The sequence below is a fragment of the Rhizobium sp. K102 genome (assembly GCF_022385315.1).
Lineage (GTDB): Bacteria > Pseudomonadota > Alphaproteobacteria > Rhizobiales > Rhizobiaceae > Rhizobium > Rhizobium croatiense.
The window spans coordinates 311,386-332,822 of the sequence record NZ_CP092432.1; the positions used below are offsets into that span (position 1 = coordinate 311,386).

Annotated in this window: 14 protein-coding genes and 6 pseudogenes; 15 read left to right on the forward strand and 5 right to left on the reverse strand. The window is 56.3% G+C overall.

Translation table 11 applies throughout. The features are described from left to right. Positions 1-26: 26 nt before the first annotated feature. Together MHI61_RS01490 and MHI61_RS01495 are read right to left on the reverse strand one after the other, a co-directional pair. Positions 27-1,226 (reverse strand): annotated as a pseudogene (locus MHI61_RS01490) (cytochrome P450); the annotation flags it as partial. 68 nt (positions 1,227-1,294) lie between these two features. After that, positions 1,295-1,468: pseudogene (locus MHI61_RS01495) on the reverse strand (cytochrome); the annotation flags it as partial. Between the two features lie 1,227 nt (positions 1,469-2,695). Between MHI61_RS01495 and MHI61_RS01500 the strand changes: the two are divergent. The 6 genes and pseudogenes from MHI61_RS01500 to hemN all read left to right on the forward strand — a co-directional run bounded on the left by MHI61_RS01500 (position 2,696) and on the right by hemN (position 10,494). Further along, a pseudogene (locus MHI61_RS01500) lies at positions 2,696-3,885 on the forward strand (IS3 family transposase). A 1,264-nt stretch (positions 3,886-5,149) separates the two neighbouring features. Beyond that, on the forward strand, positions 5,150-5,746 hold the full coding sequence (locus MHI61_RS01505) for a hypothetical protein (protein ID WP_011053448.1): 597 nt from the start codon (positions 5,150-5,152) through the stop codon (positions 5,744-5,746). A gap of 517 nt (positions 5,747-6,263) precedes the next feature. Then, entirely contained in the window at positions 6,264-6,974 is a 711-nt protein-coding gene (locus MHI61_RS01510) for a nitrogen fixation protein NifQ (RefSeq protein ID WP_008536495.1), read from the forward strand. Positions 6,975-7,860: 886 nt separating this feature from the next. After that, positions 7,861-8,754 carry a nitrogenase iron protein gene (gene nifH / locus MHI61_RS01515; RefSeq protein WP_004675840.1) on the forward strand — a complete coding sequence of 298 codons (894 nt, stop codon included), beginning with the start codon at positions 7,861-7,863 and terminating at the stop codon, positions 8,752-8,754. 107 nt (positions 8,755-8,861) lie between these two features. Next, a pseudogene (locus MHI61_RS01520) lies at positions 8,862-9,059 on the forward strand (hypothetical protein); the annotation flags it as partial. An 88-nt stretch (positions 9,060-9,147) separates the two neighbouring features. Then, complete coding sequence (hemN, locus tag MHI61_RS01525; RefSeq protein WP_080658272.1) at positions 9,148-10,494, forward strand: oxygen-independent coproporphyrinogen III oxidase; 1,347 nt, start codon at positions 9,148-9,150, stop codon at positions 10,492-10,494. A 550-nt stretch (positions 10,495-11,044) separates the two neighbouring features. Here hemN and MHI61_RS01530 read toward each other — a convergent pair. Further along, complete coding sequence (locus MHI61_RS01530) at positions 11,045-11,584, reverse strand: hypothetical protein (protein WP_004679185.1); 540 nt, start codon at positions 11,582-11,584, stop codon at positions 11,045-11,047. A gap of 128 nt (positions 11,585-11,712) precedes the next feature. After that, a complete protein-coding gene (locus MHI61_RS01535) occupies positions 11,713-12,387 on the reverse strand; it encodes a transcriptional regulator (protein WP_029875595.1) in 675 nt (224 codons plus the stop codon). A 175-nt stretch (positions 12,388-12,562) separates the two neighbouring features. Between MHI61_RS01535 and MHI61_RS01540 the strand changes: the two genes are divergently transcribed. From MHI61_RS01540 to nodD1, 9 genes and pseudogenes are all read left to right on the forward strand, one after another. After that, positions 12,563-12,979 (forward strand): hypothetical protein, encoded by a 417-nt coding sequence (locus MHI61_RS01540; RefSeq protein WP_011053452.1) that lies wholly within the window; start codon positions 12,563-12,565, stop codon positions 12,977-12,979. Positions 12,980-13,739: 760 nt separating this feature from the next. Next, positions 13,740-15,797 (forward strand): carbamoyltransferase, encoded by a 2,058-nt coding sequence (locus MHI61_RS01545; protein ID WP_011053454.1) that lies wholly within the window; start codon positions 13,740-13,742, stop codon positions 15,795-15,797. A gap of 194 nt (positions 15,798-15,991) precedes the next feature. After that, a complete protein-coding gene (locus MHI61_RS01550; RefSeq protein WP_011053455.1) occupies positions 15,992-16,387 on the forward strand; it encodes an FkbM family methyltransferase in 396 nt (131 codons plus the stop codon). A 59-nt stretch (positions 16,388-16,446) separates the two neighbouring features. Next, the gene (locus tag MHI61_RS01555) at positions 16,447-16,878 is read left to right on the forward strand and encodes an IS5 family transposase (RefSeq protein ID WP_239789233.1); all 432 of its coding nucleotides are present in this window, start codon (positions 16,447-16,449) and stop codon (positions 16,876-16,878) included. Positions 16,879-16,881: 3 nt separating this feature from the next. After that, the gene (locus MHI61_RS01560) at positions 16,882-17,232 is read left to right on the forward strand and encodes a transposase (RefSeq protein ID WP_237359921.1); all 351 of its coding nucleotides are present in this window, start codon (positions 16,882-16,884) and stop codon (positions 17,230-17,232) included. Between the two features lie 487 nt (positions 17,233-17,719). Next, positions 17,720-18,013, forward strand: a pseudogene (locus MHI61_RS01565) (transposase); the annotation flags it as partial. A gap of 13 nt (positions 18,014-18,026) precedes the next feature. Further along, positions 18,027-18,696 (forward strand): annotated as a pseudogene (gene istB / locus MHI61_RS01570) (IS21-like element helper ATPase IstB); the annotation flags it as partial. 388 nt (positions 18,697-19,084) lie between these two features. Beyond that, positions 19,085-19,417: a nodulation protein NolE gene (nolE, locus tag MHI61_RS01575; protein ID WP_010022281.1), complete on the forward strand. Its 333-nt coding sequence runs from the start codon at positions 19,085-19,087 to the stop codon at positions 19,415-19,417. Between the two features lie 168 nt (positions 19,418-19,585). Then, positions 19,586-20,524 (forward strand): transcriptional regulator NodD1, encoded by a 939-nt coding sequence (gene nodD1 / locus MHI61_RS01580; RefSeq protein ID WP_029532439.1) that lies wholly within the window; start codon positions 19,586-19,588, stop codon positions 20,522-20,524. Between the two features lie 352 nt (positions 20,525-20,876). On the opposite strand, the gene MHI61_RS01585 is transcribed toward nodD1, so the two are convergent. Further along, positions 20,877-21,293, reverse strand: coding sequence for a cupin domain-containing protein (locus MHI61_RS01585; protein WP_010020624.1), 417 nt, complete (start codon positions 21,291-21,293; stop codon positions 20,877-20,879). Positions 21,294-21,437 lie beyond the last annotated feature (144 nt).

Sequence of the window (21,437 nt, forward strand, 5' to 3'; positions counted from 1 at the left end):
AGATTGCGATGCCGGGGGCGTCCGCACCAGAGCACCGGCATCTCCTCGAACCCGCCGGTGATGATCTCCTTGCGCAACTTCAGTTCTTCGGGCGCCACGGCCAGGCGCAACGCGGGAAAGCGCTGGAAGATCGAACCGAATATGGCCTTCAGTTCCAGCCTCGCCAGCGCCGCCCCGATGCAATTGTGCTGCCCGTAGGAGAACGCCAGGTGGGGATTTGCGTCGCGTCCGATGTCGAAGACTTCCGGGTCTTTGAAATGGCACGGATCAAACGAGGTCGCCGGCAGGCCGACCAGTACTTTGCTCTCCGCGGGTATATGCACGCCCGCGATGGTAACGTCGGTCCGGGGATAGCGCATGATGCCGTCCCACCCCGCGCCAGGCGAATACATGCGCAGTATTTCTTCCACCGCCTTGTCAACCAGGGAAGGATCGCGGACCAGGCGTTCGCGCTGTTGCGGATGGCGAAACATGGCCAGCAGGCCGAATTCGATCTGCGCGACGGTGCTCTCGTGCCCCGCCACCAGCACGCCCGCCGCGAGGCCGATCGCCTCTTCCTCGGTCGCTTTGCCCTGGTCGACCGCGGCTAGCAGATCCGTCAGCAGGTTATCGCCCGGATCCTGTCGCTTGCCCCGTATTTTGCCGTGGATGTAGGCGCGGAGCTCTTCCCAGGCCAGGCCGGACGCGCTGCGCGGGCCGCTTTCATGCTGGTGCGTCATCACCTCGTCGGAGAGCCCTGCGAAAAAGGCGTGTTCCTCGAAGGGCACGCCCATCAGCGCGCTGATTACCTTGGCCGGAAGCGGAAAGGAGAGATGGCGTCGCAAGTCTGCGGGCTGGGGCTGAACCGCCAGCGTATCGAACAACTGCACGGTGATCGCCTCGACCTGCTGCGTAAGCAGCTTCACCCTGCTGTTGCTGAAGGCCGGCGCCACGATCGTGCGTAACCGAGCATGCTCGTCCCCTTCGTGCGAGACCAGCCATCCCGGCGAACCGAGAATGACCGAATCGGGGGTGAAATCCGCCGGAGGCATTCCCGCGGGCAGGAATGCCGCGTCAGACAGCACCGCCTTGGCCTCGTCATAGCCTGTCACCCACCAGCATTCGTGCCCGGACGGAAGGCGCACGCGGTGGATCGGACCTTTGGCGCGTAGCGCTAACATCTCGGGCGAGGGCTCGATGTGATCGACCCGCCACATCGGCAGCGTCGGCAAGGATTGTTCGGACATGGTGACGCTTCACTCTTTAAGCCCGGAAGGGGCGGAAGATGATGGGCAGACTGCGGGCAGCAAATGAGTTAAGGCAACGTGTAGACCACGCCCTCTGCGGCGATTGCCAGCGCCAGATCCTCCGGCCGCACGAACGGCGGGAAGACACTTCCCAATTCCAGGCGCGCCAGCGCAGCGCCCAGGCACAGATGCGGCCCCTGGCCGAGCGGCAGGTGCGGGTTTTGCAGCCGGTTGAAATCGAACATGTCGGTATCGCCATAGGTCGGCCGACCGTAGGAATTGGCGCAGCAGGTTCGACCGCACCCGCCCACCGACCCGTCCGCAAACAGAACTTCCAGTCCAGTCCCACACCCCCGGCTTCCCGCCTGGCTCAAGGTCTGCCGCTTTGGCTGTACCGCTCGCGACGTGGGCGATTGTTGTGGGTCGCAAACGAAGAACTCTAGATCGCATCTAACACTCCTCACATTTTCCCGGCACACACAACCGAGCCACTATCATTGCCCAGCAAACCATCGGAACTCACGAGACGCGAACAGCGATGCGCCGCCCGAAGACCATCGCGCTGCGATTGGCGACATACCGTGACCAGAGCAAATCGCGTGCCGAAGTGAATTCGTGGGTTCAGCAGGCATTTCGTAGCAGCGCGTAGTGTCAAGCTCCCGCCATTCAGTCTCAATGCCGACAACCGCGGAGTACATGTCTGACAAAAGACTGCTCTAAGCCGGTCTGCGTCCGATAGTCGGCGACCTGCATGGGATGCCCTCGCGGCGGGCTTTCGTGCAACAATCCGCGCCATCTTCGACGTCGAAGTTGCCCCGCCAGTTTTCGTCCGATGGGCGGGAACGTCGTCGACTGCGCCGAGGCCGCCGCGTTAAAAGCGCCGGCTCTGGGCAAATCAGACTGGACCCGCCTCGACCCTCCGGTAGTAAAGTTTGCGGAGCTTATTTCCGCCAAATGCAAGTTCTGAGCTTGTAGTCATCTCGTTGACGTTGTTCTTAATGTTTCCACCCCCGCGCTTACCGAGACGGTCGAGCTTCTCGATCGGCGTAGGTAGAAAAGGCAACGGGAAACGCTCAAATTTCGAAGCATGTTCTCTTCCGGAAACATGTCATCTAATCAGGAGCGGCGGTCGGCAACAGTCGCCTGAGTCGGAGGTGCTTTCTAAACCAGACGATGCCCAATCCAGAAGCCTCCTGCCGAAGATGAAGCAATCGGGAGACCAATGCAGCATCTCATGGACCGCCGCACCGTGGTGAAGAAAGCGGTCCTCGGTTGCTGGAGGTTGTTGAGTAGTTCCATGACATCGAATTGAGCTTTAGCCTGATGAATTGGGTCAATACCTACACCGCTAACTAAGGGGTGCGCCGTTTACGCCTTAGGTCAAGCTGGGGGACGTTGGACTGCTCTGACCTGCCCCTGCGAATTTCCTCCAGAATTGATTAGAGTCCGGCCCATCAAAGGACGGACGAATGAAGAAGCAGAGATTTACCGAAGAGCAGATAATTGCGGTGCTGAAGGAGCAGGAGGCTGGTGCGAAGGCGGCCGACCTTTGCCGCAAGCACGGATTTCAGAAGCGACGTTTTACAACTGGAAAGCCAAATACGGCGGCCTGGAAGTCTCCGAGGCCAAGCGGCTGAAGGCGCTTGAAGATGAGAATGCCAGGCTGAAGAAGCTGCTCGCCGAGCAGATGTTGGACGCAGCAGCACTCCGCGAGCTTCTTTCAAAAAAATGGTAGGGCCTGTCGCGAAGCGTGACGCCGTCACGCATCTGAAGACCGTCATGGGTCTTTCGGAACGGCGGGCCTGCCAGATCATATCCGCCGACCGCAAGACGATCCGCTATCAGTCGAACCGACCGCCGGAAACCGAGTTGCGAGCGAAGCTGCGCGACCTCGCCAATGAGCGGCGGCGTTTCGGCTACCGGCGACTGTTCGTCCTGCTTCGGCGGGAGGGAGAACCGTCCGGGGTCAATCGCATCTATCGCCTTTATCGGGAGGAGGGTCTCTCTGTCCGCAAGCGCAAAGCCAGACGCCGTGCTGTCCGCACGCGTGCTCCGATTTCTGGTCGAAGCTAAGGCCAATGCCCGATGGTCGCTAGACTTCGTGCACGACCAGTTCGCTTGCGGAAGGAGGTTTCGCGTGCTCAACATCGTCGATGACGTAACGCGCGAATGCCTGGCGGCGATCCCGGACACGTCGATCTCCGGCCGCCGTGTCGCCAGAGAACTGACGACGCTGATCGAACGACGCGGCAAGCCGGGGATGATCGTCTCCGACAACGGCACTGAACTCACCTCGAATGCGATCCTCGCGTGGTCGAAGGATCACAAAGTCGACTGGCACTACATCGCGCCGGGAAAGCCGATGCAGAACGGCTATGCCGAGAGCTTCAATGGTCGGATGCGCGACGAACTGCTCAACGAAAGCCTGTTCTTTGGCCTCAATCATGCCCGAAGCGCCATTGCCGAATGGGCGGACGATCACAATAATTTCCGGCCGCACTAATCGCTCGGATATCAGACCCCGGCAGATTATGCCGGGACCATCGCCGCAACCGGCTCCAACGCTGCGCAAGATGAAGGCTTCGCGTTTCCGCCGGTTGCTCACACCGCGCCACTTGGCGTATTCAAAACCGCCGAGGCTCTAATCGCCGCCGGATGAAAATTCAGTGGCAGGTCAGCTCAGTTTCATCGCGATCATGTTTTTGTGGCTGGTTTGCCTGCCGAGTTCCTGAATGTATCGACCTGTCGCTCTCGCGCGTGGGCCGGAAGGACATAAATAGCAGGCTCAAGAAATAAACGACCTGAAGGAAAACCGAAGCCGCTAGTGTTACGGCGAACGCTTTGAAGATGGAAAGCGACGCGGCGTAGGCCGAAACAGCGCTGGTGCACGTGACCAGTAGCAGGATGCAAAAAAAAGTTCTAAAGGACAAAGCCTTGCTCCCGTTCGTTCGTCCAATACTTGAACTGCGTCGACGCTGACGTTTCGCCCGATTCGTCCACGCTATGAACGTGCATGACTTCGCCGTGAGTGCCATAGGTTGCCAAAAGTTGGGTCAGCGCGAATACGCCAAAGTGACGACTTCTTCTTTCGCGGCTTCCGACTCGGCAAATCCTGTTCGCCAGACTCCGAAGGCCGCCGCCATAGCGAGCAACAAGGCGGCGCCAGTATCTCTCCGGGATACGCAATAAAATCTGCCGCTTCCTATCTATTGCATTTTTGTACGTTCTCCGCTGAGGTCGCGATCGGCTTGTTTGGTGAGACACCTTGGTCATGCACCAAGGTCGCTAATCAGGCAAAATAGATTGATTGGATGCCATCATCCGCGTTTTGAATAACGCTAAAAACGCGGCACCGAAAACGCCTGGGGACCGAGCGCGAACTCGCGACCGCGGCTTTCAGCACACTTTAAGTCAGCCAACAGTGAGCGCGGCTGTTGCCCCGGTTGCGCTAGCCAAATGTCGTGATGCTCGGATGGAACTCGCCGATTGCAAATTTTCTTTCTGCTTTATACGTCGTAAGGGGTGCCTTGATAGAAGCTCCACTCGTTAGCTTCGAGTTCAGGCTCTCGCGTCTGCAGCATGGGAAATGATTTCTAATTCTGCCGGGTATTCGTACAACGTACAGATCTCGTCAAACTTGGAACACGCACCCGTTTGCATAGTTTGCCCAAGGTCGGGATCCGTTCCGCAAATTTGGGACAAATTCGAGCCATACGTGCGGCGACGCCGATGGCCGCCGCGTTCGATTGCTGAACCCGCTTAGTCGACTCGCGGCTGCCGGTATGGTCTAACATCGTCGCGTTCATGTTTGGCCCGGAGTTGGTATGGGGGCTGGCCGGAATAAAAACACGCCCATTAAAATATCTCAATAGAATCAACTGGCTGGGCGACATCGGAGCGACGCGTCCGGAGCCTGGCTTGAATTGAACCGAACCGAATTGGCGCAGGACCATTTACACAGCACGCTGAAATCTGCATATTGCCGCGCGTTGTCGCTATCCCAAGTTGATGCACGAGTCGCTTTCGCTCCCGTCAAAAGCAGCTGGGCACGAGCTCTTTTCAAGAATTTAGAAGGCAAGGATATGGAAAATTTTGTGTATCTGTTGGAGCCAGAAAGTGCGATCTTTCGCGCCGCTGAGCTCCCTGATCGCAACAGCATTGCATCGATCGCCGGTTTAATTGGCAGTGATCTTATTCAGATGATCCGCTTCGACGACATGCACTCGCTATTTGTTGGCGAAGAAGCTTTGCGAGTTGGGTTAACCGCCTTTACGATCTTTGACGGGTACCCGATCCCTCTTGCCGGGCAGATAGCGCTTTTGGGAGGCGATGGTAGTAAACCTTATCGTTCGCCGTCAATAACGATGACGGAAGCCGCGCGACGTTTTGAATGTTGCCGGCCGGTGCTTGATCCTGTGTTTGTTCCGATGGACCGAGTGGCGAACAAGGGCCTCATCGTTGCGGGCGCACTGGAAGGCCTGCAAGTGCGTATTGATCGCCGCTCCCCGGTGCTCCTATGAGCGCAATGACGAATGATAGGATCCAGGAGAATGAACTCTATCGCGCCGATTCGCTGAGAGTCCGCGAGCGTGGCGACATGGGCTCGAGAAACGGAAAGCTGACGCCTCAAAGCGGCGTTTACTACGTTGCCGAAGGCCTCCCGTTCAACTGGACAAAGGTCAACACTGAAGGTCGGAAGACGTTCAGTGCCGGTCTCCAACTACTCTGAGGACTATCGAAGAGACATATGATAACTCTATCGGCGGCTAACACGTCGTTGCGCAGCAATTGATCTTTGATCTTCCCTCAGATTGCTACACTCAGACTGCTCGATCGGCGCCGCAGATTGAAAGCCTGCGTTTGTCCGTTTGGCGATAACTGGGAGGCGGGATCGCCTCCCCGCTGCACGGGCGATCGAGTGATTGAAAAGCCGGCTTCAACTGTCACTTGCTCAAGCTGGCACAACCTTTGAATGCTCGCCTTGCGGGGATCAAAGCAGCCAACTGAATTCGATTATTGGAGAAAGCGACGAAGCGCATGCCAAATGTGCATCACATCGGGGTCTCGACGGTGGCGGTGCCAGCTGCGGACGCCGCACGTCAAACCGGCATAGCCGTCGACCACTGCGACGATTGCCAAACACGCTATTTCAGCCGACCATGCCAGATGGGTCTCAAGTTATATTTTGATGACTATGTGCTCTTCCGCGTTTTTTCGCGCGCACTTGAAGAAATTGAGATGGGGATTGCCACCGCGACCGAGGCAACCGGCCTTTCGCTTAGGGAGCTGCGGGATATACCAGCCCGCAGTTTCCCGGCAAGGCTTATCCGCGCTTTTGCCCTGCAAGAGGCGAGTGATTGCGTGCCTGATGCGGAGGAGCAACTGTTGCGCGATATGCTCCTAGGGCATGTGCGGCCAGGCGACCCTGAGGGCGTGCGTTTTGCTAAGATCATTGCGCGACGTTCCATGCGCGAAGACCACCTCTGGCGGGATCTCGGCTTGCTTGACAAAGCCGAACTTAGGAGATTGCTGTTCGCGCATTTTCCGGCGCTGGTGGCAGGCAACACCAACAACATGAGGTGGAAGAAGTATTTTTACCGCAAGATTTGCGAAGCTGAAGGCTTTTCCCTTTGTAGCGCTCCCAGCTGCAAGGAATGCGGCGATTTTAATGAATGCTTTCTCCCTGAGGAAAGCGGAAGTCTTTCTGGAGCGGCAGAGTTCGTCGGGCGCGAGATCTTGAAAACGTGAAGGCCACAGATGCAACTTGGCGGGCTTGTCCGGCGACGTTGAACCGATACGGGGGATTATTGCTCCCGATATTACGACTGTGCGGGCACGCGCAAATGCCACTTTCCTAAAGATGAGCGGTGATGTCGTCGTCGGATAATGATCATCGGTCAATTCTGATAGCACCTACTAAAATTGCCTTAAGCTCTTCGCCGTATTCGACTACGCGATCCACAATTTGTCGGAGCTGAGCGTATGGCCGGAAAAAAGCGTCCGCGACTAGCGCTTTAACTTGATAGCTTGCTCACGATCTTTGCTGTAGCCTTCGAGCATTTCCTCAGAATCTGGCCCGCTGACGATCGAAACCGGCTCCGTTGTCAATCTCAGCCAATGGCGAAACAATCCGGGCCTGCAAGACTGCAGCTGCCAAGCTGTCGGCATTCCCCCTATTTGTTCATGGAGACAGCATAACAGCGAGTTTGTTGTAAGCGACAATCTCTACTGTGCCTTCATATGCGTTCTGCTGATCATCCGGCCTTGATTCGACGCGTGGTGCGAAGCCGATCGGCCGTCAAGACGGTACCGATCTGCTTGGCTCTACGACTTGCCACACTACTTCTGTCCCTCGCCTGAGATGTAAGGATACGGACGAGATTTGTTGATCTTTGACGCAAGCGATTTCCAACCGACAAGACCTCGCAGCCGCTTCGTCCAGTTTGGCGGTTTCGAGACAAGAGTTTGTCGATCCCGCCTTCGAAAGTTCGGAACTAAATAGCTGAAGATCAGCAAAACAGCTGTTTTATATGCTGCTGCCCACATGGCACGGGTTTTGAAGATTGCCATGCGAGGCGGCGCGAGCTGCCTGCCTTTTACTCAGCGATGGATGGAACGAAAGAAGGAAGGCGATATGTCAGATTTGCGTCAAATCGCATTTTACGGCAAAGGGGGGATCGGCAAGTCCACCACCTCCCAAAATACGCTCGCAGCGCTTGTCGACCTCGGGCAGAAGATCCTGATCGTCGGATGCGACCCGAAAGCCGACTCCACCCGGCTGATCCTGAACGCCAAAGCACAGGACACGGTTCTGCATCTGGCAGCGCAGGAAGGTTCGGTGGAAGACCTTGAGCTCGAGGACGTGCTCAAGGCCGGCTACAAAGGCATCAAGTGCGTGGAGTCCGGCGGTCCGGAACCGGGCGTCGGCTGCGCCGGGCGCGGCGTCATCACCTCGATCAATTTCCTTGAAGAGAACGGTGCATATGACGATGTCGACTACGTCTCCTATGACGTGCTCGGCGATGTGGTGTGCGGTGGCTTTGCGATGCCGATCCGTGAGAACAAGGCCCAGGAGATCTACATCGTGATGTCCGGCGAGATGATGGCGCTCTATGCCGCCAACAACATCGCCAAGGGCATCCTGAAATATGCCCATTCCGGCGGCGTGCGGCTCGGCGGCCTGATCTGTAACGAGCGCCAGACGGACCGCGAGCTCGACCTCTCCGAGGCGCTGGCTGCCAGGCTCAATTCCAAGCTCATCCACTTTGTGCCGCGTGACAACATCGTCCAGCACGCCGAGCTCAGGAAGATGACGGTGATCCAGTACGCGCCGGACTCCAAGCAGGCCGGGGAATATCGGGCGCTAGCCGAGAAGATCCATGCCAATTCGGGCCAAGGGACCATTCCGACCCCGATTACCATGGAAGAGCTCGAAGACATGCTGCTCGACTTCGGCATCATGAAGAGCGACGAGCAGATGCTGGCCGAACTACAGGCCAAGGAGTCAGCGGTGGTTGCGGCTCAATAACTGCCGCTGTCGACAGGACGCGCTGGCCCTTGCGCCAGCGCGTCCTTCCAAGAAAGCCGCTTCGGCGACGACGACCTAACCCGAACCTTGAAAGGGGGCAGGGGCCCATGAGCCTTGATTACGAGAATGACAGCGTTTTGCATGAACAGCTCATTGCGGAAGTGTTAGCGCAATATCCAGACAAGGCGGCGAAGCGCCGCAAGAAGCACCTCAGCGTCGCAACGAGCGGCGACGAGCCTGGCGATGAGCCGAAGGCCCTTTCCGAATGCGACGTCAAATCGAACATCAAGTCCATTCCGGGCGTGGCATGTGCCCAATAGGACCACGCTTTCGAAGGAAAAAAACGTGTCAAATATTGTATGTGAACGTGACACGGACTGCAGGCGAAAGTCTTTGCGCGCACCGTCGTCGATTTTCGTTCCGAACACAAATAGCGGGGCGCAGTTGCCTTGGTATACTATCTACCCAACAATACAGGAGTTTTCTCCAGAAATCGGCGCCCACACTTATGAGCAATGGCTGAGAAGCCAGGGAACTGATGACGCTGTCTCGCTCTATCTCCACATTCCATTCTGCCGCTCGATGTGCTGGTATTGTGGTTTTCCGACTAGCATCACTCGTCGGGACACTTTGATAACCGATTATCTAGCAATGCTGCGCGAGGAAATCCGCCTGGTCGCCGAGCAAGTGCCGCAGGCACTCTCCGTGGGTGACGTGCACTTTGGCGGCGGATCCCCGACCATTATGCCATCGGCAGACTTCCTGTCGCTAATGGAACTCCTGCGCGGCCGTTTTGCGCTTGAGCGAGGTGCAACCATTGCCGTTGAGGTCGACCCGCGCACGTTCACCACCGATATGGCCGAAGCCCTAGAAAGAACCGGTGTGAATCGCGCAAGCGTCGGTGTGCAGAGCTTCGATCCCGTCGTACAAAAAGCGATCAACCGGATTCAGAGCGAGGCGCAAGTGATGACCGCCGTCGAAAACCTCCGCCTGTATGGGGTCAGGCGTATCAATTTCGACTTGATGTTCGGTTTGCCGAACCAAACCGTCCAGTCCTGTCTCGAGAGCGCTATGTTAGCTATTGCGATGCGTCCCGACCGCCTCGCGGTTTTCGGTTATTCCCACGTTCCATCTTTTCGAAAAAATCAGCGCTTGATTGACACAGCAGCACTGCCCGATATAGCCGCGCGAGCTGAGCAGGCCTCAGCCATGGCCGATACGTTAGTTGCAGCAGGCTATCTGCAAATTGGTCTCGACCATTTTGCTTTGCCGGATGACGAGCTTGCAATAGCACAGAGAGCTGGTCGTCTGCGCCGAAATTCGCTTGGTTACTCTGCCGAAACCTGCTCAACTGTCATCGGTTTGGGCGCGTCCGCCATTGGTCGTTGCGGCGACGGTTACGTTCAAAACGATCTCACGCAAAGCTGTTATAACCGGCACATAGCATCCGGCCGCTTGGCGATCTCAAGGGGCTACCGTTTAGCTACCGAGGATCGCGTAAGAGCTGCAATCATCGAACAGCTCATGTGCTACGTGGAGGCGGACATATCAGCAATCTGTACGGCTCAGGGATTTGATCAGACCCATCTAGTGAGTTCAGCTAAGCAGCTAGAGATTCTGGCTGAGGATGGGATCGTTGAGTTTGACAACGGTTTAGTCAGTGTGCGGCACGAACGTCGCTCTGCCCTTCGCCATGTCGCTGCCGCGTTCGATGCTTATCTTGGCCGCCAGCCGATCTAGACTGGCAAACGGAGGACCTTGGAGTGATCACTTAATCGAGCTCGAGTTCGTCGAGATGTTAGGCAGGAGGCAAGCCCCCAATTGCTCGATTTTAAATCGATCGCTGAATTCGCAGTCCATGGCATGTGTCGGTCTCGATCGCGTCACAGTTCAGCTCTCGCCACTGGCAAAGAAATCCGCCGTCAAATATCGTGAAAGGTCTGGCGCAGCACGGCTTCACCGGCTCGGTTGCGCGCGCCAACTTGAAGCAGGCGACACCTTCGTTCAAAACGGACCAGACGCCCGGACAGTTCAGCTTGACGCCACCAATGCGGCTTCGATTGCGCAGGCGGCGGAGACGCGCATCCAGGAAACCTGCGGCAGGCTCGATGTTCACGGTGGCGATCGAGCGCGGTTAAATGCCTAGAACATGGCCTAAACACTCTTGTCGTTGATCTCGACGAAATGGGACCGTGTTCGGACCCCAATTATTTGTCCTTGCCGTACACAGGTGATGCTGCCGTTGGCTCCACTACATGCCCAGGGCGACAGGTTGTTGCACTGCGACAGGTCACCGTTCAAACCGCTCCAGCATTGTTCTCAACTGCGCGTTTTGCAGCCTTAGCTTTCTGGCTAGCTGCCTCCTGAGCACCCTGATGTCTTCGTCGAGGCTCATCTGGTCCGCAGTGTGAACTGCCGGGGCAGCGTTTGCAATCGCGGCTGATGCCTTCTTACGCGGGGCGACCTCGAGAGTTCGCTCGAGCCTCGTAGCATCGTGCCCAGCGGCGATGTCGGTACTAAGCCCGCCGAATGGAGGTGGATCGGCCGCCTCAACGTTTTTGGCATCTTGGCCTTCGACCTGATCGTGGCCACCGATTCCGACTTCCTTAGAAACAACAAACTCGGTGGAAATTGCAGGAGAATGGCCGTGACGGGGAGGCCCCTCGCTTGCCGGTCGAACGGCGCTTATCAGGCTCTTCTCGGCAGGCGTTTCGGTCGGACCGGCAATGGCCAATGTGTCCGGCGTAACCTTCTGGTCCGAGCCGTTTTCTCGCTTTTGTTCGCGACCCGGTGAGATCAGTCGGGCAAGAAGTTTCCAGGGAGACGCCATCTATCCGACCTCGCGTTTTATCCCGCAAGCAGGCAGTGAGTTTGGGGTCCGGCAACAGCATTACCGTTGCCGAATTGTTTGTCTCGATAAGAATGTAGATCCGGTCGCTTATTGACCGGCTGCTTATATCAATCGAGCTTGAGCCGTTTGCGCAGATCTTCATTTTCAGCGCGAAGTTTTCCAGCAAGAAGCTTGCGCAGCCGCTGATTTTCCTCTTCCAACTGCAAAAGGTCTGCCATTTCATCGCTCGCCGTCATCGGGGCAGCCGGCGCTGCCTGCACAGCCTTTGGAGCACGGCGCACAGGTGCGCGTTTGGCGCTCGCCGTGGCTTCGATAGCCTTTGTCTTGCGCCCTCTCCTCTTCACACCACCGTCCCCGGCCAGCGCAGCTGCCGGCTCTGCCGTAGCGTCAGCTAACGCGGTCTCGAGTGCCGCGACTTTTTTGGCGCGCGGTTTGCGCTGTTTCTTCGGCGCATTAGGCGTTTCGACAACGGTCTGTCCATCGACCTTGGTTGTCGTATTAGTCTCGTCGGCCATGCTCATCTCCTGTGTATCTGATGCAGTTGTCGACGGCCCGAGAGGCGCTGTCAACAACTGCTCGGCCTGATCTTGTTCCGGCAAAGACATTTCGCTGTCGGGTTTGCCACTCTGAGAGCTACCTGACAGAAAAGGCAATGCCTCTTCCTCTAGATCGCGCGCGACTGACTTTAGATCCACATTGCCCCAGATCGAGTTCGATCTGGCATCAAGTTTTCGCCTGCCGTTCTTGTACTCGACGGCAAAACTGCGTTGCACTTTTTTCAATATAAGAGGCCTTGGAGAATCCACGGGGTGGCTGATGTTATGCTGGAACAGCACGAATAGCGCCTACCGGACTACCAGTCTATACCCACGGTCTAGCCTGAGGCCAATTTTTTAGCGCCGCATTATTTTTTGGAGTTACCGCGGCCTCTGCCGATTTATCGTCCCGGTCCCTAAAGTGGTGAAGGAGCCGCGCACCAACCCAGGCTTCTCCTTCGTCGGCTGGCGCTTCAAAGACCAGATGCTGCGCACTTACGCCGGGGAAAATGTTGAAGCGCTTGGCCCACGTTTCGCGGCACTCGCAGCGGCGGTGCTGACCAAGACCGAACGCAGTTTCCTTGCAGCTAGCGCCGCCATTAGGCTCATTGATGTGCCGAGACGAACATGCGGCTTGGCTTTGTCGGCTGAAACAAGAGTAGCGAAGGAGTGTTGCTTTTATGACAAGACACGAGGAGTTTGTCGGTCGAATGTCACAGGCGGATCTGCCTTGCACACGGCCGCCATAGAGAGAAGGATGGGGTCGCCGCTCGCTTCACTGCTGAGTCACGCCATCGTTTTCGTGAATGCATTCCATCCAAACAATCGATTTTACTGATCGAAACGGTTGCCATTAGAAGACGCTGAAGAAGCGTTTTGTAAAAGCCGTAATTCGGAGTTCTTAAAATGGGTCCTCGGGTGCCGTGGAGACTGTGCTGGGAAAACGAGATGAGGCAGTCGGTCTGCTGCCTGGTCTCGATCGTTATCTTGCGCTCGACGTGATCGGGTAGAATCTTGGTCGTTGCTTCTCGACGTTTCAGTGGGCTCTCACGGGACGCACTTTTGCCCCGGTCGATGCCGCCTCCTATTCGTCTTCACCGCGCGCTGGTCATCTTTCTACTGCTTCCCCTTCTAGCGTTTGTTGCAGATCGGTTCTCACGCCGTGGGCGCCGTTCGACGTGATTATCAATGGCGGCCCCACCGCGTGGGAGCTGAGTTCGGTACTGGCGCATATGCGAATGACGGAGGCCGGCGGCGGAATTCTGTGTGCTATGCCTCGGAGCCAACGCAGGCGCACTCGCCGCTGCAAGGATACGGTCTGCGACCTTTGCAGCGACCACCAAACGTCGTTGTGGCTGTCGGGCGGAAAGATGAAGGACTGGGTAATGTGGATACGTTACGCGGCGTTACTGCCGCAAATGCTTCGGTCTGGGGCTCTGTTAGCGCCGATTGTCGGCAATCTCACCGATCCGGTCACGATCTGATTTCGGCTTCGACCCGTGAGCTCTAGCTGCACTGTCAAGCGCCACCCTATGAAACTGCGAAAGCCGGTGGCCAGACCAGAGCGACCTACCTTTCGAAACGAACTGGAGAGCAACATGCTGTGTCTAGGGCTCAGTGGCGGTCTAAGCAGAGTCTACGAAAATTCGTTCGATCTACCGAACACCTTTATGCACGATGGGGCTGCGGTTCTCGTTCGCGACGGGCGAGTGATAGCGGCGGTCGAGGAGGAGCGCCTTAACCGGATCAAGCACTCCAACAAGTTACCAACGCGTTCGATTCAATATTGCCTCGCATCTGCAGGTGTTCACCTGAGCGACATCGACCGCATCGCGTATTATGCGACCGAGGCCTATTGCAACGCTGTGCTCGAGCGCGTGCGCCTCTCTCACCCAAGTACCCCAATACCGGACGCGAGACTGTTGTTGTGCGGATTACTCGGGCAAGAATTTGGTGCCGAAATTGATCCCTCACGTGTGTCGTTCGTGAGCCACCATATGTCGCACGCGGTGAGCTCGTTTTTCATGTCGGGCTTCGAGCGAAGTTTGGTCCTCTCAATTGACGGCGGTGGAGACTTTCTTTCGGGGCTTTTGGCGATTGGTTCCAGCACGGAGATTGAGCCACTCGTGACATTTCCGGAGAATGATTCTCTAGGGCTGCTATACTTGGAAACGATCCGCTACCTAGGTTATGGCGCGTTCGATGAATATAAGATCATGGGTCTGGCACCTTACGGCAATCCCGCTTCGTACCGCGAGATCTTCGAACAATTTTACGAACTCCTAGACGACGGTGGTTATCGGGTCCATCTCGACCGAGTTGGTCCTACGTTGCTCAGTAACATTCAAATACGCCAGAAAGGCATGCCGTTCACGCAGCAGCATAAAGATGTGAGTGCTTCACTGCAGGAAGCACTGGAACGGATCGTGTTCCACGTCCTACGGCATTACACCAAGGTTACGGGCATCGAACGACTGTGTTTGGCCGGAGGAGTGGCTCACAACTGCACTTTGAATGGCAAGCTGCTGTACTCGGGGATGTTTGACGACATCTTCGTGCAACCGGCTGCCCATGACGCTGGCTGCGCACTAGGCGCCGCATTGATGGCGTCTCATGATCTGGGGCATCCGGCACCTCGTGAGCGTTTGCAAAACGTCTATTGGGGACCCGACCTGGAGAGCGAAGGAAGCGTGGAGGAGGAACTTTTTGCTTGGGGCCAGCATCTCGAAATTGAACGGAGTGATGACGTGACAGGCAAAGCAGCCGAATGGATTGCGGATGGCGCCGTGATCGCCTGGGTGCAGGGGCGTTCGGAGTTCGGTCCACGGGCGCTAGGCAACCGGAGTATTCTTGCTGATCCGAGGCCGGCGTCAAACAAGGATCGAATTAATATGATGGTCAAGAAGCGGGAAGGCTACCGCCCATTTGCTCCCTCGGTATTGGAGGAGGACGCCGTGGAATTTTTTGATCTGCCAGGTACCTTGCGCAAATTTCCTTTTATGAATTTCGTAGTGTCTGTGCGCGAACCCAAGCGTAGTTCGCTAGGCGCCATCACGCACGTAGATGGTACGGCTCGTTTGCAGACAGTGTCACGCGAGACAAATCCCGCATATTGGGAGCTAATCAATGCTTTCGGGAAGCGAACCGGCGTTCCGATCTTGCTCAACACGTCGTTTAACAACAACGCCGAGCCGGTAGTGGATTCGGTTAGGGATGCCGTAACGACTTTTTTGACGACCGACCTGGATGCACTTGTGATCGGTCCATTTCTCGTCAAGAAGCGAATCTCAACGATGGAGGAGTGGAATAAACTAGCAGTTTCCTTGCCACCTTACGCAAGTCTCCATCAGGCGCGTGCATATTCCACCCTGGATCGGCAAGAGACTGTATGTGAGATCCGCACAGGCGCCTCCAGCCTGCAGGCCGTGCGTATTTCACCGGAGTTGTTTGAACAGCTAATTAGGATTGAGGGAGAAGCCCTGGTTGGCGACATTTTGGATGGAATCGCGCCTGTTTCAGGTAGTCGTGAGACTTTCCTAAATGAACTTCGGCAGATTTGGGAGCAGCGTTGCATATGCTTAAGCCCGGTACGTGGCCGCAAATCACAGGTATCCGTCCCCGCTGAGGCCTCGGTGACTAGTGGGCTTTCAGCATAGCTTGGGGTCGCGTCGTTACGCCAAACAAACTCGCGAATAGCAAAGCCCGCGACCGACAATGCGCCGTGCCCACCTAATCGCACGGCGACGCGTCAACAACCATGTCGAAAGAAGGGCCAAATGGCTCGGTATTTCAGTGATATCCTGTCCGAGCTCGTTCAGCAGGGGCACTTCGAAAAGTTAAGGAGACTGTGATGGATCCGGTGTGTGAGTTAAACGTACATCGACAGATCGTTTCGCTTCTCGATAAGCCTAACCCTGTAATCTTTGACATTGGGTGCAATGACGGAAGCGATGCTCAACGCTTTCTGCGCCTTCTTCCGAGCGCCCAGCTCTATTGCTTTGAGCCAGACCCCAGAGCCGCTGCACGCTTCAAGGAGAAAATGGGTTCTGATCGGGATCGGATGAGGCTATCCGAGGTTGCGATCAGCGACCGAAACGGGATGATCGAGTTTCATCCCAGCAATGGCAATGACAGCGCTAAGGAATGGGATCTCTCGGGCTCGATACGCCGTCCCAAGAACCATCTTTCTGAGTACGAGTGGGTTCGGTTTGACCCTCCGATTTCGGTTGAGACTAGGTCCTGTTGACAAAGTGGATTCCCAAATCAGCCTAGGCGTGATTCAAGACTGCTTTTTAGGAAGCAGCTATGGCACGAGGCGATTTGAGTGATGAGGAATGGCGGATTGTCGAACCGCTATTGCCGACCGAGCGTGGTCGCAAGTCTCGGCCATCCCACGACAACCGCCGCTTTTTTAACGGGATGCTCCATGTTCTGCGCGTCGGCTGTCCGTGGCGCGATATGCACGAGCGATATGGAAAGTGGAATTCGGTCTATGTTCGTTTCCGCCGCTGGGCCGAACAAGGTGTTTGGGACGCACTTCTGGAAACGCTTGTCGAACTTGGATTGACCGATGACTGGCAACATATAATTGACAGCACCACGGTTCGCGGCCATTCGCAGGCTGCGGGCGCTAAAGGGGGACTTATAAGGAGGGTTTTGGTCGATCACGCGGCGGCTTTACGACAAAAGTCCATGCCCGCGCAGACGGTCAGGGACGTCCTCTCGGCTTTGTCCTGACAGGTGGCGAGGCTTCTAATTATAGCTAGCGCCGTTCCAGCGCTTCTTACCATACCCGTTGGCAAACCTAAATCATTCCTTGCTGACAAGGGCTACGACGGCGACTCCGCCCGCGAAGAGTTGCTGATCCACGGCATTCGGCCCGTGATTCCGCCAAAAGCGAACCGGAAAGACCCGCCTTCCTGCGACTTCAAAGTTTATAAAGACCGCAACCGCATCGAACGAATGTTCAACCGGCTCAAACAGCTCCGACGGATTGCCACCCGTTACGACAAGACCCGAACTTCCTTCGAAGCGTTCCTTTTGCTGGCCGCCGCAAAAATCTGGCTGCCGCACTTCATGGAACGCCTTTAGCCCAGCAATGGCTCAAATCGCCTGTAAGCCCACCATCGCCTATCAACCGGAACCTTCGGTCCATCCGATGGTGGGGATGTGAAGACAGTCATTATTGTTTCATAACCGAAATCCGAGATGACCTCGGATGCGACTACCTCCATGCGTTCGCGGTCATCATCGCTGAAATCGGGATCGACCAAGAATTCGAGGACAATCTCGTTGCCACTCCAGCCACACGTAACGGCGGCGAGCGTCGATGATACGGCCCCGAGCAAGGCGCGTTGCACACTAAGTCGAAGTCGTATTTCCCGATCAGCTCCAGACATCAAATCCTCCGTTAGGAGCCATCTTATCGCATTATCACTGCTGACTTTGTCAACAGGACCTAGGAGTGGAGGGTGACGTTTTGCTTAAAAACACAAGCCTATAGCCGGTTCCCTTTTTGGGATTCAAGAACCGCGCCGAGTTTGCCGGAGGCTTCAACTCATGAGAGATTGGAGCCGATATGAGCAAGACAACGAACAAATTCTCGCCTGAAGTCCGTGAGCGTGCCATCCGCATGGTGCTGGATCACGAAGCCGAGCACCCGCGCGGTGGGCTGCCGTTTCATCTATCGCGGCCAAGATCGGCTGCTCGCCGGCCACGCACGCTGCACGAATGGGTGAAGAAGACCGAGGTCGATAGCGGTAAGCGAGCAGGCCGGCCGAACGATGTCGCCGAGAATATGAATGCTCTTGAGCGGGAGAGCCGCGAGCTTCGTCAGGCCAACGAGATTCTGCGCAAAGCGTCGGCGTATTTTGCCCAGGCGAAACCTGCCACCGGAAAAGACGCTCGACAGCTTTGATTTTGATGCAGTCCCTATGGTCTCCAAGGCCCAGGTCATGGCCATTGCCGCTGCGACAGCTGGGTCGCGAAAGGTGCCAATATCCTCATGTTCGGTCCGCCGGGCGGCGGAAAGAGCCATCTCGCCGCGGCCCTCGACCTCGCGCTGATCGAGAACGGTTGGCGGGTGCTGTTCACTCGCACGACCGACCTCGTCCAGAAACTGCAGGTCGCACGGCGTGAACTCCAGATCGAATCCGCCGTCGCAAAGCTCGACAAGTTCGATCTGCTTATCCTCGACGACCTGGCCTACGTCACCAGGACCAGGCCGAAACCCGCGTGCTCTTCGAACTCATCTCCCAAGATATGAGCGGCGGTCCATCATCATCACCGCCAATCAGCCCTTTGGAGAATGGAACCTCGTCTTTCCGGACCCGGCCATGACGCTTGCCGCGGTAGACCGACTTGTTCATCACGCTACGATCATTCGAAATGAACGTCGAAAGCTAATGGCGACGTTCCGCGATGGAAGCTAAACGTGGTCGACCCAGCCGGCTTGCGGCCATTACCTCTATCTCATTGCAAACGATGACACTGAAACGTCAGGAATCCGGTCTTCTCCATACAAGGCAGCCGATCGAACAAAATGTCGTAGCCTGACGGGAGACGCAGGGGTGTCCCTCCCGCACGCGGCGCCCTTTGCTATCCCGGATGAAGGGGATGGCGGCAACGACATGCGCAAGCCCACTGAGGATAGAAGGACTGGGTGAAAAGGCGCCCCTGAAAACAGTGGGTTTGGCGACACTTGTTGGCTCGGGCAGGCAAGACGTCGTCTACATGCATCAAATGGATGACTCGCATTTAAACAATAGATTTCACCAATTTTCGCGGATGCTCCATAGACGGCCGTCTCCACTCCACCGGGTATGATCCGTTGAAAGGCTCTCAACCAATCCAACAACGCCTGTAGCCCCGAAGCACTGGCGGCGGGAATGGCATCAATCCTACCTGGTATCGCCTGGCCTTAGTCGAAGAAAGGAAACGTCTCATGAAGGTTATTGGTTACTACGTCATCGTTGCAGCGTTGCTCGCATTGACATTGCGGGCCGGGCCGTCACTTGCAGCAGATGATCGTAACCAAGATTGTGGCCCGGCGGCAAGTGACCCCCGCGCAAACCTGAATGGTGCTGACAAAGCCCATTCAGCGGAGCACACTCAAGACTTCAATTGCCAAGATACTCCTGCCGAAGAAGGTGAGTGCTACGAGTGCGTCTTACCCCCCGAAGTACATATTGAAGGCGCCGAAGTGATCGACGTCGCAGACCGAAACCTTTATCCGCGGAAAACACTGCTACTCGCCAGAATGATCAGGCACCACTGAATTGTGTCGGTTGAAGGTAGCAGTAAGACCATCAAAGCCACGGCGGCTGGAACATCGATACTTTCTCAATTTTAGGCGACCCTTTGCTTGCTGATCTCTCGTGGCGGCGCACACTGCGAGACCAAGCCTTTTCACCTTTTATCTCGCCACCTCGCTATGGATGAAGACATGCGGTTCAAGGGCCTTGATCTGAATCTCCTCGTCGCACTCGACGCCTTGATGACCGAGCGTAATCTCACGGCGGCAGCGCGCAGCATCAACTTGAGCCAACCGGCCATGAGCGCGGCCGTCGGCAGGTTACGCACCTATTTCAATGACGACCTTTTTACCATGGTCGGTCGCGAACTCGTTCCAACCCCGCGTGCGGAGCGGCTCGCGCCTTCGGTCCGCGAGGCTCTGCTTCACATCCAGGTTTCGATCATATCCTGGGATCCGTTTTGCCCTGCTCAATCGGATCGCTGCTTCAGAGTCATTCTTTCCGATTACGCCGCACTCGTTTTTTTTGAAAAGGTCGTGACGCGTGTCGCCCGAGAAGCGCCCGCCGTCAGCTTCGAGTTGCTGCCGATCGCCGATAACTACGATGATTACTTGCGGCGCGGTGACGCCGATTTTCTCATCTTTCCGGAATTGCTCATGTCGCGCGCACATCCTAAGGTGGCGTTATTCGAGGAGACCCTCGTGTGCGTGGGCTGCCGCTCGAACAAGCTACTCTCGGAGCAACTTACACTCGAGAGGTATATGTCGATGGGGCACGTTGTGGTGAAGTTTGGGAACGCTGCTTCCATCGAGGAATGGTGTTTGCTTGGGCACGGGCTTAAGAGACATGTCGAAGTAGTCGTGCAGGGCTTCAGCATGGTTCCGTTCATGCTTTCAGGGACCGAGCGCATAGCGACAATGCCCTTACGCCTGGTCAAGCAGCTCGAAAAGACAATACCCCTGCGGATCGCTGACCTTCCGCTACCTTTGCCCGCGTTCACACAGGCCCTCCAATGGCCCGCGCTTCACAATAGTGATCAGGCAAGCCTCTGGATGCGGGACGTGCTATGCCAGGAAGCATCCCGCATGCCTTCGCCCCATGAGGTAATGAGACGTCTCAGGATTTCCTAGCATTCTTTCGTGGTTTTGTCGTTCGGCGTGATTCATGGCGTCGGAATGAGGAGCCTCTTTGAAACGCCGCCGCTACAGTCTCACGGATGATCGATGATCCTGTCGCCGCTGGCCCAACAGCCGCGCTGACTGACGACCAAGTATGGAGGAACTGGACAGATGCTCTCCTACGCCCGCCGTTCAGCCGACCAATGAAACAACCTCCTCGACAGTTTGTCGACGACGCAAGTCGAAGGTTCACGCAGCTCCAATCGACATTAGCAAGGAGCGGCAAACCAACCCCTAATATGGGACGGGTTCACCACATCCGAGCCGTGGCGCCAGATTGCCCTCCGGTAATACCTCAACGTCTTTATTTTTGCGGCAGAACATTCTCACTGCCCTTTTCCACCTGATCGATCACGAGCAGCTTTACCGGCTCGGTGCCGTTGTTCGCCCCTTTATGCCATATGCCCCAGGACTCGACGATAAAATCCCCTGCCGTGAAAATGCTTTCTTTCCCAGATTCTGTATTGGTGACCGTGATCTCCCCCGAAAGCACATAGCCATAGCGCTGATAGCGATGCTGATGAATTGGTAACGTCGCACCGGGCGCAATCTCATAAATCGAAGCGATGACCTCGACATCCTTCCGTGGAACGATGATGGGCTGACCGGCAATCGTACGATCGGTCCTTAAGATAAGCGTAGCCGCGACCGCTTTGTTTTCGAACGCGTTCGCGGGACACGCCAGAGCAAAGAGCGCCGTAGCGATTGAGATGACCTTCATTTGCTTTTCTCCTGATACACGCCGGATCTTCCTGAAGGGTGTTTGCTTCCGAGTTCGGCCAGTTGCAGAGCGAAAAACCTGCATCGTCTCGCCGGCGCCGACATGGGTTCGTTTGTTCCCGGACTATGATGATTATCTTCAGAG

Coding starts and splice junctions, on each gene's coding strand:
- MHI61_RS01510 (WP_008536495.1), top strand. CDS start 6,264: ATGCCAAATGTGCATCACATCGGGGTCTCGACGGTGGCGGTGCCAGCT.
- nifH (WP_004675840.1), top strand. CDS start 7,861: ATGTCAGATTTGCGTCAAATCGCATTTTACGGCAAAGGGGGGATCGGC.
- MHI61_RS01530 (WP_004679185.1), bottom strand. CDS start 11,584: ATGGCGTCTCCCTGGAAACTTCTTGCCCGACTGATCTCACCGGGTCGC.
- MHI61_RS01545 (WP_011053454.1), top strand. CDS start 13,740: ATGCTGTGTCTAGGGCTCAGTGGCGGTCTAAGCAGAGTCTACGAAAAT.
- MHI61_RS01550 (WP_011053455.1), top strand. CDS start 15,992: ATGGATCCGGTGTGTGAGTTAAACGTACATCGACAGATCGTTTCGCTT.
- MHI61_RS01555 (WP_239789233.1), top strand. CDS start 16,447: ATGGCACGAGGCGATTTGAGTGATGAGGAATGGCGGATTGTCGAACCG.
- nolE (WP_010022281.1), top strand. CDS start 19,085: ATGAAGGTTATTGGTTACTACGTCATCGTTGCAGCGTTGCTCGCATTG.
- nodD1 (WP_029532439.1), top strand. CDS start 19,586: ATGCGGTTCAAGGGCCTTGATCTGAATCTCCTCGTCGCACTCGACGCC.
- MHI61_RS01585 (WP_010020624.1), bottom strand. CDS start 21,293: ATGAAGGTCATCTCAATCGCTACGGCGCTCTTTGCTCTGGCGTGTCCC.